The organism is Shouchella hunanensis, from assembly GCF_028735875.1.
Taxonomy (GTDB): domain Bacteria; phylum Bacillota; class Bacilli; order Bacillales; family Bacillaceae_D; genus Shouchella; species Shouchella hunanensis.
In genome coordinates this window covers 3,336,615-3,353,393 of the sequence record NZ_CP117834.1, presented here as the reverse complement: position 1 = coordinate 3,353,393, position 16,779 = coordinate 3,336,615, and the positions used below count along the sequence as shown (strand labels likewise).

Here is a 16,779-nt window from a genome sequence, read left to right as displayed (position 1 = left end):
GCTGTTTCTTACACACCTAATGGTCAAATATAGTCAAAGTCAATAAATATTAAACATGGGGGTAATTGAAGATGAAATGTCAACACTGTCAAACAAATGATGCCACAGTATCATTAAATCTTGTTGTGAATCAGCATAAAAAACAGATGATCTTATGTGAAACGTGTTTACAAGAATTACGACAAGCAAATGGTCAGGCGGCCCCAGCCCAATCTTTTTTTCAATCGTTCATGGGTGGGCAAGAACAACAGCCTCATCATACACAAATAAAAGAACAACAAAACGAGAAAGACAGCTTTTTGGCTCAATTTGGACACAATTTGAGCCATGAAGCAGAGAACGGAAACATTGACCCAGTTATCGGTCGCGATCAAGAGGTAGAACGAGTCATTCAAGTCCTTAGTCGCCGAACGAAAAATAATCCCGTTTTAATTGGTGAAGCTGGTGTTGGGAAAACAGCGATTGCTGAAGGCTTAGCATTGCGTATCTCACAAGGCAATGCGCCTGCAAAACTGCTAAATAAGCAAATCTTTTCTCTAGATTTTGCTTCTCTCGTTGCTGGAACAAGCTATCGAGGTCAATTTGAAGAACGCATGCAGCAATTAATTGATGAAGTATCTCAACGCGAAGACATCATTCTATTTATTGATGAGCTTCATATGCTCGTTGGTGCTGGTGCTTCTGGTGAAGGTAATATGGATGCAAGCAACCTTTTAAAACCAGCACTCGCACGTGGGCAAATGCAGTTAATCGGTGCTACAACGCTGAATGAATACCGTAAAATTGAAAAAGATGCCGCACTTGAACGTCGCTTCCAACCAGTGACTGTAAAAGAGCCAACAGAAGAGCAAGCATATGAGATTTTAAAAGGCTTGAAATCAGTCTATGAAGCGTATCACGGTGTAGCCTATTCAGATGAAGTACTACGTGCAACTGTAAGTCTTTCAAACCGCTATATTCAAGACCGCTATTTACCGGATAAAGCAATTGACTTACTTGATGAGGTTGGATCCCGCTTGTCGCTTTCTATTGAACATGAAGATAAAACGTCTCTTGAAAAGCGATTAAATGATGTTCGCGCACGAAAACACGCCGCTACTAAAAATGAACAATACGAACAAGCAGCAACGTTACGTGATGAGGAAAATGTCATTAGAGAGAAACTTAAAGAAACGGCATCAAGCTTAACGCCGATTAACGTTAAAATTGAAGACATCCAAGCATTAATTGAAAAACAAACAGGTATTCCTGTTCAGAAACTGCAAAAAGATGAGCAGCAAAAAATGCGTGACTTAACAAGCCGTCTTGCTAGTAAAGTCATTGGACAAGAAGATGCGGTTTCAAAAACAGCGAAAGCAGTCAAACGTAGCCGCGCTGGTTTGAAGCAAGGCAATCGCCCTATTAGCTTTCTCTTCGTCGGGCCTACTGGCGTTGGTAAAACTGAGTTAACGAAGCAGTTAGCCGAAGAAGTTTACGGGAATAAAGAAAATATGATTCGCCTTGATATGAGTGAGTTTATGGAAAAACACGCCGTTTCTAAATTAATCGGTTCACCTCCTGGTTACGTTGGACATGAAGAAGGTGGCCAATTAACTGAACAAGTTCGCCGCAATCCGTACAGCATCATCTTGTTAGACGAAATTGAAAAAGCCCATCCTGATGTACAACATATGTTCTTGCAAATTATGGAGGATGGTCGTTTAACTGACAGTCAAGGTCGAGTCGTTTCGTTTAAAGATACCATGGTCATTATGACATCAAATGCAGGTGTTGGCTCCACTTCTCGTTCCCTTGGCTTTAACGCTGAACAAAGTAAAACGATTGGAATTCTTGAGAGTCTGCATGACTACTTTAAGCCAGAATTCTTAAATCGCTTTGATGCATTGATTGAGTTTAATCAACTAACAGAAAACGATTTAATTCAAATTGTTGATGTGATGCTAGATGATCTTCGTACTCGCTTAGATGAGCTAAATATGACCATTCATGTAAGTGATGACGCGAAACGAGAACTAGCGAAAAAAGGCTATCACCCTTCTTTTGGTGCAAGACCATTACGCCGCGTTATTCAAGATACAATTGAAGACGATATTACCGAGCTTCTTATTGAAGATGGCGACATTACGCATATAGAAGTGGTTCTTAAAGAAGGAATGTTACAAGTAAACGCTGCACATGAATAAACTCTGGGGAATTCCCCAGAGTTTTTTTGCTTAAAACCCTTCCATTTTTGCGGCGTACTTAAACGGTGACCATGCAACCCGATAATAAGCGTCTTCATCAAACAGTTTAAGTCCTTTGTATCCTGGTCGAAAGTTAACTTCGATAAGGACGAAACGCTTTTGCTTCACATCAAAAGCAAGGTCAATTCCTAATTCAGCAAAATGATCATCTTGATAAATCGATTCAATCTTATTCGCTATTTCTACACACAATTGTTCAATTTCTGCTTCCTTTACTTTTGTGTTTCCACCAAATATTTCGTTTAGAGGGAGAACTCTTCCCCCTTTTGAAAAATTAGTAATAAGCTGCTTAACTTGAGCTTGTCGACATTCGATTCCGTTTACTTGCCAATTAGTCGTTTCTTTTTGTAAAAATACTCTGACATCAAATGGTCGTGACTCCCATTTCTTTAATGAAATCCACTCTTGTATTAAATAGTCTTTCGATCGTAATTTACGTTTATGAAAAAATCGTAACAGCGCTTTTTTGGTTAGCTTTCTTTTTATTGCTTGATCGGTTTTGGCATAATCATAGACTAAAAACTGATTCGACTGCTTTAATTTTGTAATCATATAAATACCCCGACCTTGCGAATTTAAAATCGGTTTCAATACAAATTTTGGCTTTTCCTGTAACCAACGCTCTAATTGACCTTCCTTTGTCCACTTTTCTGTCTCAGGCAAAACACTCTTTAACGTGCTATCTTCACTAAAATAGGCATGAAGTTCCCACTTATCTGGTCGATTAGAATTAAAAATCGTTCCCCCTTTTTGTATAATTTGCTTTTTAAACGCATTGAATTCGTCTTGACGCAAATGACGTCTATAAATAATCTTAGGAATCGGAACTACTTCTTCTTTCCATTTTTTTGTTTCCACACAATACGTTAGTGCCTTTGTTTTTGTCTGTTCTAGGTCAACCCATTTGATTGAGAAAGCAGCTACTCGTACACCGAGTTGGGTTTGTAGCTTCATTCTTTCTTCATAATGTTCTTTCATAAATGCAGCGGTATAATTCGCTGGCTGATCCCCTAGCAATAAGCCAATATAGGGACCTATGGTTAGTTCGTTCTGATCCACTCTTACTTGATAACTCTCTTTTTTATGAAGAGCTAATTCTTTTTGAACATTCTTATGAACATAAATGGACAACGAATCGTTTTCTCTCTCATCATAATAAGAGATTGTTAGATTACAAGATGCGAGTCCATACGATAACTGTATTTGTTTATAAGTGAACCATTTTCTCAAACATGTCGGTACTAGAATTGTCTCTTCTTTTTGTTTTATTTTTGAACGAAACACCACAGAAAATGTGGCTGACATCATTTCTCCACCTCCATACATTCTATGTAACTACTTTATGTGAGATGGAAAGAATTCGATTAGACGTAAGGAGCGCAGGAAACGCACATATTTAACGTTCTCCGCTTAATTCCCACTGTTCAATTGAATAGGATTTTGATACGTTTAACTAGAGTCATAAATTTATGAACAAGGATGTGAGTAGATGGACACTTCAAAGCAGTATGCAGCGAAACTCGATGCAACTGATAGGCTAGCTCCTTATCAAAAAGAGTTTTATCTTGATAAAAACACCATCTATATGGATGGCAATTCACTTGGGTTACTAAGTAAGAGAGCTGAACAGGCAGTCTTACAAATGCTTGAAGATTGGAAAACATACGGAATTGATGGATGGACAGATGGTCAGTACCCCTGGTTCACCCTTTCTGAGAAATTAGGCGCATCAATGGCGCCACTCGTTGGTGCATCAACTGAAGAAGTGTTAGCAATGGGCTCAACAACGGTCAATCTTCATCAATTGCTTGCTACGTTTTATCAACCAACAGCCGACCGCTATGTTATTGTCAGTGAAGCCCTTAGCTTTCCGACAGACCTTTACGCAATTCACTCGCATCTTGATCTCCATAGCATCTCTCATGAAAAAGGGCTCCGTTTAATTGAAAGCAAAGACGGTCATACATTATCTGAGGAAGATATTATTGCCTCCTTTGACGATGACGTTGCTGTGGTGGTTCTATCAAGCGTACTCTATCGAAGCGGGCAGCTTTTATCTCTTGAAAGATTAACAAAAGCAGCACACGATAAAGGGATTTTGATCGGCTTTGATCTTTGTCATTCTATCGGTTCTGTGCCTCATCAACTTAAGCAATGGAATGTTGATTTTGCTTTCTGGTGTACCTATAAACATTTAAACGGGGGACCCGGTAGTGTTGGCGGTCTATTTGTTCATGAAAAGCATCACACTACATTACCAGGTCTTAGAGGATGGTTTGGCTCTGATAAATCGAAACAATTTGATATGAGTCCACTGTTCCATAAAAGTGCAGCTGTTGGATCCTACCAGCTTGGAACTCCTCACCTTTTATCAATGGCACCACTCATTGGCTCGTTAGACATGTTTACTGACGTCGGTATAGAAGCAATTCGAACGAAATCATTGGCGCTCACTCATTATTTACGCAACCTGCTACACCAGCTACCTGACACACAGTCGTTTACGATTTCTACACCCGTGCATGATGAGGAGCGCGGAGGGCACCTTCTTCTTGAGCACCCTGAAGCTGCACGCATTTGCAAAGCACTCAAATCCGAAGGTATTATTCCTGATTTCCGAAGTCCCAACGGTGTCCGCATTGCACCAGTTGCTCTTTATAATTCGTTTACGGATGTTTATGAGACAGCGCATACCCTTGCAACTATAATGAAAAAGAAAACGTATCTACAATTTGAAAATAAACGAGGAGTGATTGCATAAATGGGCTGGATTGATATTACAATGCCGCTACATAACCAGATTGCCCATTGGCCAGGCGATACACCTTTCTCATACACGTTATCGGCTCCTATGGAAGAAACGGGCTCAGTGAATATAGGTGAAATCACAACCAGTACTCATACAGGTACTCATGCTGATGCACCGTTTCATTATCACGAAACAGGCGCAACAATTGATGAGTTACCGCTAGAGACGTATGTAGGGCAAGCAGCGGTTATGACTGCAATTGGCGCACGAGCCATTAATCAAACTTTACTTGAAACGTATGATTTAACCGGTGTTAGACGTCTACTCATTAAAACAAAAACGAAAACGGATCCAACCGTTTTTCCAACAGATATTCCATACGTTACAGAAGATGGAGCGAACTATCTACATAAAAAAGGTGTTTTCTTATTAGGTGTAGATGCCCCAAGTGTTGATCCGGTCACGAGTAAGGAATTAATCGGTCATCATAGTCTAGGTAAAGCAAATATCGCCATTATTGAGAACCTTGTACTTGATCATGTTGAGGAGGGCTTATATGAATTTATTGCCCTACCTCTTCGCATTGTTGGCGGTGATGGCAGCCCAGTACGAGCGATTATTAAACCTTTGGAGAGTGATTGACATGACAAAGAACAGCCATTCTGCCTATACAGACTTTAAAGATAAAATGACGTACAGTGATTATTTGCAGCTAGAACCGATTTTAAATAGTCAAAAGCGACTGTCAGATCATCACGATGAGATGCTGTTTATTGTGATTCACCAAGTAAGCGAACTGTGGATGAAGTTAATGCTCCACGAAATACGTGGTGCGATTACATCCCTTCAACAAGATCAATTTCAACCTGCCTTCAAGCAGCTCGCTCGAGTTTCAAAAACCCAAGCACAAATTATTCAAGCGTGGGATGTTCTCGCTACATTGACACCGAGCGAATATGTCGAATTCCGCGATAGTTTAGGGCAAGCTTCTGGCTTTCAATCTTATCAGCACCGTCAGCTTGAGTTTCTATTAGGGAAAAAAACACCTCATATCTTAAAAATTTATGAAAACGAGCCGACCATCTTATCAGGATTGCAAGCGGATTACGAGAAGCCTACCCTTTACGACGAGGCCATTCAAGCACTTGCGCGAGCGGGGTTATTTTCCGATAAAACCGTCTTAGAGCGAGATGTGACAAAAAGTCATCAATCGACCGAGTCAGTCAGAGACGCATGGCAAGTCGTCTATCAACAATCGAATCGCTATTGGAACCTTTACCAGCTCGCTGAAAAGCTCGTGGATCTCGAAGACTGGCATCAGCAATGGCGCTTTCGACATTTAAAAACAGTTGAACGGATTATTGGAATGAAATCAGGCACAGGAGGCTCAGCAGGGGTTCATTATTTAAAGGCTGTGCTCGACGACTACTTCTTTCCAGAGCTTTGGGAATTGCGGACAACGATTTAAAAAGCACAATAAAACAAACGTACAAGCTTCGCTTTTATGCGAGGCTTGTACGTTTTTATCTGTCTTCAATAAAGCGAAAGGGAAAGTACTTTGCTTGTCCCGTGTTATCGATTCCGATTCTCCTCGTCGCTTTTACCAGCAGTGGTGCTACATTTTTCTTGTCGTTGTAACCAATATAGAGCGGACCGTCAATAAATGACTCCCCATAAGCTTCCATTGTAATACCCAATGCTTTTGTTAATTTACCTGGTCCATTTGCAAACTGTTTGTCTAGAGCAGACTTTCCTCTTAAAGATTCCATTTTTTCGATTCCCCATACAGGTTCAATCCCTCGAATGAGCACTGCTTCAGGCTGACCTCTTCTTTCCGTTACTACATTTAACAGGCAATGTGTATGCATCGTATACGTATAAATATGTCCTGGCTCCTCGTAGAGAATTCGGGTCCGTTTGGTTTGCTTTCTACCGTAACTGTGGCAAGCTCGGTCCAAAACACCTAAGTATGCTTCTGTTTCTGTAATTCTGCCTGCTAGTAACTCCCCATCAAGAAAATGAACTAAGTAGTTCCCGATAAGTGCTTTTGCTAACTCAATAGTTGATTGAGCATAAAAGTTGGCTGGCATCCTTTCCACTATCATAGAAATGTCCTTTCCGATTAACTCAGTCGAATATCTGTTGTTGGCACAATCGGTAGCATTTGACCTAGCGTATAACTAATTCCTACAAAGACGACCAACAACAAGAGAAATTGTCCATCAACCCAACGGTAAGTCAAAGGATAGTAAAAAGTTCGTTTTTGTTGGTTAAACTGCTTGGCTTCCATCGCTACAGCTAGTCGTTGTGCTCGTCGAATCGCTTGTGTCAGTAACGGGATTACGTAAAATGAAACAGCTCGGTACAATCGTTTTCCTCTTGGCTTTTGTTTCGCGTTTCTAATTTGATAGGCATGGCGAAGCGTTTGGAACTCTCCTACCATAATCGGCAGCATTCGCACTGCCGCTAAAAAAGCATAAGCAAACGTCGGTGGTAGTTTAAGCTGTTGCATCAGGGAATAAAATAAGAGTACAGGCTTTGTCGTTAAAAGGAACAGTAAACCAAGAGTTGCAAATAATGTTGCTCGTAAGCCTAGATGAAGACCTGTGTAGAAGCTTTCCTCTGTAATATGAAGTAGCCCCCATTTTACCCATGTTGTTTCACCTTGTCCAAAAAAAATCATTGTCGTTGATGCAGACACAAATAGCAACACGAATGATGCAACATACAAGAGGACATATCGTTTTGGATGACCCGAAAAGAAGACTGTTACGAGAAGTGCACATACAACCATAAACAACAATACATTTGGATTATGAATGAGCACAATGACAAAAAAAAGCGCTAGCAAACAAAGGAGTTTGACTGTTGGATTAATGCTTGTGAGAAATGTATCATGTAGCGAGTACACCTTCAAGCTGCCTCCCTTCACTAGAAAAAAGTGCTCCATCTTTCACATGCCATTCTTGAGTTGCAAAGAGTTGAACTAACGTTTCATCATGTGTAACCATCACAATTGTCCCACCTGATTGACGAAAGTCCTCCATTAAATCAAGCAATGTAAACGTATGAAAAGCATCTTGACCGAACGTAGGTTCGTCAAGAAAAAGAAACGGTTTTGAATGAACAAACGCTGTCGCTACACTTAACCGTCTTTTTTGACCAACAGAAAGACGGTATGGATGCACATCATGGTGTTCAGAAAGACCAAATTGCTGTAAGATCGTCTTCACTAGCGCATCTTCTTCGGGATTCGTTGCAGAAAAGAGCAATTCTTCTTCCACGTTGGTTGTGACAAATTGAAATTCTGGATTTTGGAAGACAAAGTTAATTCGATCTGTCACATTTTCTTTACGATGAACGAGTCCCCCATTTAATGTGTATCTGCCTTTATGATGAAGTAGATTCATCAATCCATAAAGTAGCGAAGATTTACCTGCGCCATTAACGCCGGTTATACAAATCCAATCGTTCTGATACACAGTTGCTTCCTTAACGGTAACGAGTGGTTTTTTTCGTCTTAACAGCTGCCAATCGCTAAGCGATAGCACTTCTTTTTTCTTTTTAAAACTGCTAGCAAACTGTTTTTCACTTGCATAGTCACTCCATGAATGTGGGTGCCAGATGCCGGCAGCTATAACCTCTTTTCGATACTCGTTAAAGAAAACAGTAGCGTTAGAATTGGCTACCAGCTGTCCGCGATGATTAAAGAGTAGAATGCGATCCATATGCGGGAGTGCTTCCGTAATACGGTGCTCAACGGCTACAACCGTCTTCCCTTCAGAATGCTTCGCCACTTCTTTCCATAATTGGACTGCACCATCTGGATCGAGTAATGCAGAAGGCTCGTCTAACAACATGCATTCTTGGTTATGGAGCATGGCAGAGGCCAATGCCAATCGCTGCTTCATTCCCATTGATAACGTTTGAATCGGAGTATGGGGTTGATCCTTTTGTAAACCAACCGTCGTTAGCATTTTTTTTATAATAGCGAGCATATCTTCTGAAGCAACTTGCTGATTCTCCAACATAAACGCAAGCTCTTCGTCTACATAAGGCATACAAAACTGCGAATCGGGATCTTGAAATACATAGCTACACGGTGGGACTTGATACGATTCAGCCTTTACCTCAAACTGGTTCGTTGTATCAAGAAGTTTAGCAATCACTTGTAATAAAGTCGATTTCCCCGCACCACTTGGCCCTACAATTAATACTTTTTCACCTGGTTTAATTGTACAGGAAACTCGATCTAAAATGAGTTTCCCGTTCTGTTGATCTCGTACAGTGAGCTCCTTTAATACAATTGGTTGATGCGCATTCATGAGAACGGCCTTCCTTTGTGGTGCGATCCAAACGAATCGAGAACCCCTGTCTTTTGCAATGCTTGTACCAGTTTAGCAGCTAAAACGCCTGTAATGAGAATGGCACCAATCGTTCGTAAGCTTACTCGCACAACGAGCGCCCACGTTGTCAACTGACCAATATTGGCATATAAGAAATCTAATCCAATTGAAGCAAAACTTGCGAACACGCCACCCAGCATGGCAGTCCAGATGGAGTACACTTTGTAGCGGAATAGCGCAAAGGCTAATTCCATTCCAATTCCTTGAAGAATTCCATAAATAAGCAATATGCCACCATACGGGGAGCCTGCGATAAATTCTCCAGACGCCGCAGCCGTTTCAGCAATTAAAGCTACGAACGGCTTCTTAATGATCAAAGCCGCAATTGTACCTGCAATAAACCACATGCCATAGATAAGCTGTTCCAGTTGTAAACCAAATAATCCAACAACGTCTGTAACAGGACTCCATAATCGGTACACAACCGCAAACACAGTGGCAATCATAACTGTCACAATAATATCCGCTAACGTCAGCCTATTCTTCTTTTTCATTTCGACTCCTGTCCACCACTACGAACACAAAAAACGTTCCATCTAAACGACGGAACGACGCATGCAAATAAACTGGCTAGGACTTACAAACAACCAATCATTCTACATATCGCACTTCCCTTCGCTAGCATTATCTAGATCAGGTAAAGGGTTAAGGATTTATCCTCTCTCAGCTCTTCGCACCCCTAGTGGCATTTATAATTTTTTGTTAAGCTAATTAGATCACATTCTTGAAGCTTTATCAAGGGAATGTTTGACTTTTTCTAAACGAAACAACTCATCTAACGATTCAATCGAGTATGTGGCGTGAATAGATGTTTCATTTGATCGGCTATCTCGATTTAACCACACGGATGGAATCCCGCTTGCATTTGCACCCTTAATATCCGTATGAAGATTATCACCAACCATTATCGCTTCATGAGGTTCAAGATGGAGACGATGTAATGCGTCTTCAAACATCATAACGTCCGGCTTCCCTCTTCCAAAAGACCCAGATATAAGAATATGATCAAAGTATGGTACAAGCTCTGGCGTTAATTCTAGCTTTGTATTTTGTAGATCAGGAGAGCCATTTGTTAGTAAAACAAGATGAACTTTATCCTTCAACACATTTAACGTTGAGAACGTGTCTTCATACACAACTGGGTGCTTACGACGCTCGACTGGGAATACATTTGCAAGATGTTGTGCGAACGCTTCATTGTCAATCCCCACTCGCTTTAACCCTTCGTGCCACGCCGCTTTTTGATAAACTGGCGCAACCTCTCTTAACGCTTTAAAGCCTTCCTCTTCGTCGCGAAAGCTACCCCATAATCCTTCAAATGGGTTGATGCCAATGTTTACTGTAAAAGGATACGTCTCATAGGATTGGTAAAGCGTTCTTGCTTCTTCCCTTACACACTCCTCTAGTTCCTTTGGATCGAGCTCTTTTTCAACAGCTGCCTGCAAGCACGTCTGCTTAAATGCTAAGGCAATACTTTTTTTATCCCACAGTAATGTATCGTCTAAATCAAAAAATACGGCTTTTATCATCGGCTCCCTCGCTTTAACCATTAATCATTATCGATTTCAACAATCCAGCCGAAACGATCTTCTTCTTTTCCAACGTGTAGATCTGTTAAGTAATTGTATAGTTTCTGAGCTAAAGGACCCGTTTCATTATTATGAATGGTAATGTTTTCATCGTTCCATTCTAATTGTCCAACTGGTGAGATCACCGCAGCAGTTCCGGTTCCAAACACTTCTTCTAAGACACCGTCTCGATGAGCTTGAAAGATTTCTTCAATTTCAACTTGCTGCTCTTTTACTGTTAATCCCCAGTCTTTTAAAACTTGAATGACACTATTTCGCGTCACACCATCAAGAATACTATCGTTTAACTTTGGTGTGACGATCTCGCCATTTATTTTAAAGAAGACGTTCATACTTCCGACTTCTTCAACGTATTTCTTCTCGCTTGCATCTAGCCACAATACTTGCGACTTTTGTTTTGCCGTGGCACGTTCTTGAGCTTTATAAGCAGAACAGTAGTTGCCGGCTGTTTTAGCTGTACCAGTTCCTCCAGGAGCAGCGCGCGTATAGCGTTCCTCGACTAAAATACTAACTGGCGACATTCCTTCTTTGTAGTAAGCGCCGACTGGCGATAAAATAACCATTAATTTATAAGAATGAGAAGGTGCCACACTTAAATTCGGTTCCGTTGAAATAATAAATGGACGTATATAAAGCGAGGTTCCCTCTTTTTCGGGGATCCACTTTTTATCAATAATCAACAATTCTTTTAAATAACTTAATAGTTGTTCTTCATCAACAGGCGGAATCGTTAACCTTTCACTAGAGCGATTAAGACGTTTAATATTCATATCCGGTCGAAACAAGCGAATGGTTCCGTCTTCTTTCGATCGATACGCTTTTAACCCTTCAAAAACGGTTTGTCCATAATGAAATACCATTGAAGCTGGATCAAGTGTTAAGGGCTGGTATGGAATGATACGAGGACTGTACCAACCCTTTTCTTCAGAATAATCCATAATAAACATATGATCTGTAAAGACTGTTCCGAAAACGAGAGAATCTGGATCTGGCTTTGTCTTTTCGTGGGTACATTTCATAATTTCCAGTGTATGTTCTGACATAAAAAAGCTTCCTTTCTTACTCCTTATAAAATAAGTATCTTTGTCCATACTAAATCAAAATAGGATTTTTTATCATATAACTATAACACGAATTTGTATTTTCAAACAGTTTAAACATTAATGACGAACAATAAATATGCACCAAAGAAAGGAAGAAGAATGAGACGTTACGAGGAATTGCGTAAAGGTGAAGGTGGTGCATGGCTAAGTATAGGCACATACCTTTTCTTAGCTAGCTTAAAACTAATTATCGGTTACCTCTTTTTGTCGCAAGCCCTCGTGGCTGACGGCTATAACAATGCTGCTGACATTATTGTTTCTGTAGCTGTTCTTGTTGGCTTGCGTATATCTCAAAAGCCACCTGATCACGATCATCCTTACGGTCATTTTCGGGCTGAACATATTGCAGCACTCCTAGCTTCGTTTATCATGGCTGTCATCGGCTTACAAGTTATCCTAAATGCTGGGACTACGCTGCTTGCAAATGAACCAGTTGAAGCACCTCGTTTCATTACTGCTTGGGTAGCTGGATTTAGTGCGATTATTATGCTTTTCGTCTACCGTTTTAACCGCAAGCTAGCAGAAAAAATTAATAGCCAAGCATTAAAAGCGGCCTCACAAGACAATAAGAATGATGCCCTAGTTAGTATTGGTGTTGTTATTGGAATTATTGGCTCCCATCTTCATTTGAGCTGGATTGATCCTTTAATGGCTTTTTTAATTGGTCTTATCATTTGTTATACGGCATGGTCTATTTTTAAAGAAGCGAGTCACTCGTTAACTGATGGATTTAGTGAAGAAGCACTCCAGCCATTTAAATCAACGGTTTTGGCGATTGACGGTGTACAAAATTTGTTGGGCATTAAAGCAAGGCAAGTCGGTTCAACCATCTACGCTGATGTAACGATTACAGTCATACCGTCTATGAGTGTTCGTACTAGTCACGAGATTGCCGACCTTATCGAGCAAACACTTCGCGATCAACACGATGTGACAGAGACAACCGTACATGTTGAGCCAGATACAACGTAAAACAAAAGAAGCTGCAGTCGTTTCTGCAGCTTCTTACTTGTTTAATTCAACACGGTCACCTGTACTTGTTGACGCCCAAATTGAAATGCTTCATCTTTTGTTTGCACGTATAAATCAATTTTATGTCCTTTAATCGCTCCACCTGTGTCTCCGGCAATTGCTTCGCCATAGCCCTCTACATAGACCCTACTACCAAGTGGAATAACGTTCGGATCAACAGCGACTACTTTTTGATTTGGGTTTGCACGTAAATCAATGCCTGTTCTCGTAACACCTGAACAGCCTTCGCAATAAGCAGTATATGCTGTCGCTTCCATTGTCATGGTTTGACCAGCAGACTCGTTTACTGCTACAGTCGTTTCTTCTTCAACTGCTGTCGTTTCTTCTTCTATAGTCGTTTCTTCTTTCTTTTTATTGTTCACTTCTGCTTCCGCTGTCACTTCTACTGTTTGTTCTTCCTCACTAGTAGTCGTATCTTCTGTTTGTTCCGCTTGTGCCTCTTGCTCTTCCTGTTGCTTAGTAGCCGGAGTTGATTCAACAACATTGGCTACCTTTGTTTGATTGTAATAAAGATGTGCATGTGTTTCTGGACCGGCAATGCCATCTACAAGTAAATGATTGGCTTGTTGAAAAGCTACCACCGCTTGTGTTGTAAGAGGACCAAACTGGCCATCAATTGAACTGCTATAATAATTTAGCTCCTGCAGCTTTTTTTGTAATGCTTCTACAAGCAATCCTTGACTCCCCTCTTGCAATATTTCTAACGCACCTAACGTTTGCTTTCCAACAATTCCATCTACACTTAAACCGTGCTCTTCTTGATAGGCTTTCACCGCTTCAACCGTTGCATCATCGAATATGGAAGACATATCCTCTTCTTTTAAGAAATCTTGTTCCACTAATTGGCTTTGTAACCACTCTACCCGTTCACTTTCTTCGTTTGTTTCAATCGTTTGAACAGATGTTGCATATGTATGGTCTGGCAGTAAAAATAGTACCCCCATTAGGAATGTAGCGATCATACCGATCATATATTTCATTACGAACCTCTCCTTATATGCTTTTTCCCTATTTTTCATTAATCCCCTTTTGTTACGGTGGCGAAAAGCCTCTGAAGTCTTCATAAAAAAATGAACGCCTCCTTCTTGTAATCTGTTCCATACCTACTCGTCGTTGTCCTAAATTAATACTTATTACAGTCCATTTAATCTTTTTGTAACCTATCTGTAACAATATAACGGTCATAAAAAGCACGAAACCACTACTAGGTCATACGATAGTAAAAAACAAGAGGGAGATATGTATGACCAACTACACAGATATGCTTGCTGCCTTTGGAATTGGTAGCGCCCACCCTGGTGGTTTTAAAAAATCAATAGCCATGATTATGCATATGGACATTGATGAACGTTCGACTGTTCTTGATTGTGGGTGCGGAACTGGCCAAACGTCCGCCTACATTAAACAACAATTTGATTGTGAGATGGTTGCACTTGAATGCCATCCTCTTATGCTTAAAAAAGCACAGCAACGTTTTACAGACAACCTTTTACCTGTTGATTTACATCAAGCATCTATAGAAGCGATTCCATTAGAGCAAGATTATGTTGATTATGCTCTAACAGAATCTGTATTAAGCTTCGTGTCCATTGATCGCGCTTTAGCTGAACTATATCGAGTGCTTAAAAAAAGCGGCACCCTTTTTATCAATGAGCTTGTTTGCTTCGCCCCTTTGTCAAATGACGAGCGAACTGTACTACAAAACGCCTATGGATTTACGGCACTTTATTCATCTGACCAATGGGTAGAACGATTAACACAGGCAGGTTTTAGCACCATTCAAACGATGGAGAAGTACACAGCAGAATCATTACAGCACGATGAAACGGACAAGGGAAACGATATGCGACCGTCTGAGACGATTAATACCCAGTTCTATGAAAAGATGCATCAACACCAATTATTGATGGCAAACTATAAAGATAAAATTGGCCACATTATCATAAAAGCGTCAAAAACAGAAACGTAAGAATCCCAGCTTGCTCGAAATCGCTTTCATGTGGTATGGTCATAGCGAATCTTCGAGCATGATTAGTTTTTAGAGAATCATGCCTTGACTACAGGTAAGCAATAGAGAAAGGACGTACGAAATGACGAAGCAAAATATCGGTGTTATTGGTGTTGGCGTGATGGGGAGAAGTTTAGCCCTTAACTTTGAAAGTAAAGGGTATCGTGTTTCTTTATACGATGTTTCCGAAGAACGAGTAAACCAAATCATTGCCTTAGAGAAAAAGAAAAACTTAGTAGGGACTTATTCCCTTGAGGAACTTGTTGCTTCTTTAGAAACACCTCGCAAAATTATGCTCATGGTTCAAGCTGGCGAGGTAACTGATTCTGTAATCGACTCATTGCTTCCTTTACTTGATGAAAAAGATATTTTAATTGACGGAGGAAACACGTATTATACGGATACCATTCGTCGATCTGAACGAGTTGAAGCGCGTGGTGTTCATTTTATCGGCGCTGGTGTATCAGGCGGCGAAGAAGGCGCACTAAAGGGTCCTTCTATTATGCCTGGTGGACAAAAGCAAGCCTATGAACTCGTTCGCCCACTTTTTGAAGATATTTCTGCCAAAGTAAATGGCGAACCATGTACAACATACATTGGACCTAATGGTGCAGGTCATTATGTGAAAATGGTTCATAATGGAATTGAGTACGGTGATATGCAGCTTATTTCTGAATCCTATGCTCTATTAAAAGAGATTGTTGGTCTTTCAAACGAGGAACTTCACCATGTCTTTAAAGAATGGAATGAAGGCGAACTTGACAGCTACTTAATTGAAATCACCGCAGACATCTTCACAAAACAAGATGAAGAAACTGGACAAGCACTTGTTGACGTTATTCTTGATTCGGCAGGTCAAAAAGGTACAGGAAAGTGGACAAGCAAAAGTGCCCTCGATCTAGGTGTTCCTCTATCGATCATCACTGAGTCCGTTTTCGCTCGCTTCTTATCAGCAATTAAAGAAGAGCGTATTCAAGCAAGTAAAGTGCTTTCTGGACCAGAAATCTCTTCTTATTCAGGCGACAAACAAGCGTTAATTGAAGAGATTCGTAAAGCTCTTTTCTTTAGTAAAGTGCTTTCTTATGCTCAAGGTTTTGCTCAATTAAAAGCAATGTCAGATGAGCAGAATTGGGATATCCAATATGGAGAAGTTGCACGAATCTTCCGGGGAGGCTGTATTATTCGTGCTGCGTTCCTTCATAAAATTACGGAAGCTTTTTCAAGTAACCCAGAGCTAGCAAACCTATTGCTCGATCCTTACTTTGAAAACATTGCTTCTTCTTATCAAAGCTCATTAAGAAAAGTCATTTCGCTTGCTGTTGAAAACGGCGTTCCTGTCCCAAGCTTTTCAAGCGCCATTGCGTATTATGACAGTTACCGAAGTGAACGCTTGCCAGCTAATTTGCTTCAAGCGCAGCGTGATTATTTCGGCGCTCACACGTATAAGCGTATTGATAAAGACGGTATTTTCCATACGAACTGGGTATAAATTAGACGATTAATAAAGTAAACCGCGGTGGATTTAGTTATCCATCGCGGTTTTCATGTTTACATGAGGCATGTCACTAAACTTTTTCTCAACGTAACAAGCCATTCATCAAAACTGACAAAATCTATTTCGTTAAACGTTTTGATTATATTGAAGCTTA

At 40.5% G+C, this 16,779-nt stretch carries 15 protein-coding genes and 1 riboswitch; of the genes, 7 read left to right on the top strand and 8 right to left on the bottom strand.

The window, feature by feature from the left end:
* Positions 1-71: 71 nt before the first annotated feature.
* Positions 72-2,183: an ATP-dependent Clp protease ATP-binding subunit gene (locus PQ477_RS17330; RefSeq protein WP_274272557.1), complete on the top strand. Its 2,112-nt coding sequence runs from the start codon at positions 72-74 to the stop codon at positions 2,181-2,183.
* A 30-nt stretch (positions 2,184-2,213) separates the two neighbouring features.
* Here PQ477_RS17330 and PQ477_RS17325 read toward each other — a convergent pair whose 3' ends face one another.
* Positions 2,214-3,551, bottom strand: coding sequence for a YheC/YheD family endospore coat-associated protein (locus PQ477_RS17325; RefSeq protein WP_274272556.1), 1,338 nt, complete (start codon positions 3,549-3,551; stop codon positions 2,214-2,216).
* Between the two features lie 181 nt (positions 3,552-3,732).
* Between PQ477_RS17325 and kynU the strand changes: the two genes are divergently transcribed.
* The 3 genes from kynU to kynA are packed head-to-tail and all read left to right on the top strand — an operon-like array spanning position 3,733 to position 6,460.
* Entirely contained in the window at positions 3,733-5,004 is a 1,272-nt protein-coding gene (gene kynU / locus PQ477_RS17320) for a kynureninase (RefSeq protein WP_274272555.1), read from the top strand.
* Positions 5,005-5,634: an arylformamidase gene (gene kynB / locus PQ477_RS17315; protein ID WP_144558865.1), complete on the top strand. Its 630-nt coding sequence runs from the start codon at positions 5,005-5,007 to the stop codon at positions 5,632-5,634. It begins immediately after the preceding gene.
* Position 5,635: 1 nt separating this feature from the next.
* Positions 5,636-6,460: a tryptophan 2,3-dioxygenase gene (gene kynA, locus PQ477_RS17310; protein ID WP_274273593.1), complete on the top strand. Its 825-nt coding sequence runs from the start codon at positions 5,636-5,638 to the stop codon at positions 6,458-6,460.
* Positions 6,461-6,515: 55 nt separating this feature from the next.
* Here kynA and PQ477_RS17305 read toward each other — a convergent pair whose 3' ends face one another.
* From PQ477_RS17305 to PQ477_RS17280, 6 genes are all read right to left on the bottom strand, one after another.
* Entirely contained in the window at positions 6,516-7,097 is a 582-nt protein-coding gene (locus PQ477_RS17305) for a DNA-3-methyladenine glycosylase (RefSeq protein ID WP_035396435.1), read from the bottom strand.
* Between the two features lie 17 nt (positions 7,098-7,114).
* Complete coding sequence (locus tag PQ477_RS17300) at positions 7,115-7,942, bottom strand: energy-coupling factor transporter transmembrane component T family protein (RefSeq protein WP_144558863.1); 828 nt, start codon at positions 7,940-7,942, stop codon at positions 7,115-7,117.
* The gene (locus PQ477_RS17295; RefSeq protein WP_144558862.1) at positions 7,887-9,317 is read right to left on the bottom strand and encodes an ATP-binding cassette domain-containing protein; all 1,431 of its coding nucleotides are present in this window, start codon (positions 9,315-9,317) and stop codon (positions 7,887-7,889) included. Before PQ477_RS17295 ends, PQ477_RS17300 begins: the two co-directional genes overlap by 56 nt.
* The gene (locus PQ477_RS17290) at positions 9,314-9,892 is read right to left on the bottom strand and encodes an ECF transporter S component (protein ID WP_035396442.1); all 579 of its coding nucleotides are present in this window, start codon (positions 9,890-9,892) and stop codon (positions 9,314-9,316) included. Before PQ477_RS17290 ends, PQ477_RS17295 begins: the two co-directional genes overlap by 4 nt.
* 99 nt (positions 9,893-9,991) lie before the next feature.
* Positions 9,992-10,089, bottom strand: a riboswitch (TPP riboswitch).
* A 25-nt stretch (positions 10,090-10,114) separates the two neighbouring features.
* Positions 10,115-10,927, bottom strand: a complete 813-nt coding sequence (locus PQ477_RS17285; protein WP_274272554.1) for an HAD family hydrolase — start codon at positions 10,925-10,927, stop codon at positions 10,115-10,117.
* Between the two features lie 20 nt (positions 10,928-10,947).
* Entirely contained in the window at positions 10,948-12,030 is a 1,083-nt protein-coding gene (locus PQ477_RS17280) for a branched-chain amino acid aminotransferase (RefSeq protein ID WP_144558860.1), read from the bottom strand.
* A 159-nt stretch (positions 12,031-12,189) separates the two neighbouring features.
* Between PQ477_RS17280 and PQ477_RS17275 the strand changes: the two genes are divergently transcribed.
* Complete coding sequence (locus PQ477_RS17275) at positions 12,190-13,062, top strand: cation diffusion facilitator family transporter (protein WP_144558859.1); 873 nt, start codon at positions 12,190-12,192, stop codon at positions 13,060-13,062.
* Positions 13,063-13,103: 41 nt separating this feature from the next.
* Here PQ477_RS17275 and PQ477_RS17270 read toward each other — a convergent pair whose 3' ends face one another.
* Positions 13,104-14,102, bottom strand: coding sequence for a peptidoglycan-binding protein (locus PQ477_RS17270; RefSeq protein ID WP_274272553.1), 999 nt, complete (start codon positions 14,100-14,102; stop codon positions 13,104-13,106).
* A 263-nt stretch (positions 14,103-14,365) separates the two neighbouring features.
* Between PQ477_RS17270 and PQ477_RS17265 the strand changes: the two genes are divergently transcribed.
* Together PQ477_RS17265 and gnd are read left to right on the top strand one after the other, a co-directional pair.
* Positions 14,366-15,091 carry a class I SAM-dependent methyltransferase gene (locus tag PQ477_RS17265; RefSeq protein ID WP_274272552.1) on the top strand — a complete coding sequence of 242 codons (726 nt, stop codon included), beginning with the start codon at positions 14,366-14,368 and terminating at the stop codon, positions 15,089-15,091.
* 121 nt (positions 15,092-15,212) lie between these two features.
* Positions 15,213-16,619, top strand: coding sequence for an NADP-dependent phosphogluconate dehydrogenase (gnd, locus tag PQ477_RS17260; RefSeq protein ID WP_144558857.1), 1,407 nt, complete (start codon positions 15,213-15,215; stop codon positions 16,617-16,619).
* Positions 16,620-16,779: the final 160 nt, after the last annotated feature.

Bases quoted from the DNA above. Each gene is read 5' to 3' on its own strand.
- PQ477_RS17330 (WP_274272557.1), top strand. From the start codon at position 72: ATGAAATGTCAACACTGTCAAACAAATGATGCCACAGTATCATTAAAT.
- kynB (WP_144558865.1), top strand. From the start codon at position 5,005: ATGGGCTGGATTGATATTACAATGCCGCTACATAACCAGATTGCCCAT.
- PQ477_RS17285 (WP_274272554.1), bottom strand. From the start codon at position 10,927: ATGATAAAAGCCGTATTTTTTGATTTAGACGATACATTACTGTGGGAT.
- PQ477_RS17295 (WP_144558862.1), bottom strand. From the start codon at position 9,317: ATGAATGCGCATCAACCAATTGTATTAAAGGAGCTCACTGTACGAGAT.
- kynA (WP_274273593.1), top strand. From the start codon at position 5,636: ATGACAAAGAACAGCCATTCTGCCTATACAGACTTTAAAGATAAAATG.
- PQ477_RS17300 (WP_144558863.1), bottom strand. From the start codon at position 7,942: ATGGAGCACTTTTTTCTAGTGAAGGGAGGCAGCTTGAAGGTGTACTCG.
- PQ477_RS17305 (WP_035396435.1), bottom strand. From the start codon at position 7,097: ATGATAGTGGAAAGGATGCCAGCCAACTTTTATGCTCAATCAACTATT.
- gnd (WP_144558857.1), top strand. From the start codon at position 15,213: ATGACGAAGCAAAATATCGGTGTTATTGGTGTTGGCGTGATGGGGAGA.
- PQ477_RS17290 (WP_035396442.1), bottom strand. From the start codon at position 9,892: ATGAAAAAGAAGAATAGGCTGACGTTAGCGGATATTATTGTGACAGTT.
- kynU (WP_274272555.1), top strand. From the start codon at position 3,733: ATGGACACTTCAAAGCAGTATGCAGCGAAACTCGATGCAACTGATAGG.
- PQ477_RS17265 (WP_274272552.1), top strand. From the start codon at position 14,366: ATGACCAACTACACAGATATGCTTGCTGCCTTTGGAATTGGTAGCGCC.
- PQ477_RS17270 (WP_274272553.1), bottom strand. From the start codon at position 14,102: ATGAAATATATGATCGGTATGATCGCTACATTCCTAATGGGGGTACTA.
- PQ477_RS17325 (WP_274272556.1), bottom strand. From the start codon at position 3,551: ATGATGTCAGCCACATTTTCTGTGGTGTTTCGTTCAAAAATAAAACAA.
- PQ477_RS17275 (WP_144558859.1), top strand. From the start codon at position 12,190: ATGAGACGTTACGAGGAATTGCGTAAAGGTGAAGGTGGTGCATGGCTA.
- PQ477_RS17280 (WP_144558860.1), bottom strand. From the start codon at position 12,030: ATGTCAGAACATACACTGGAAATTATGAAATGTACCCACGAAAAGACA.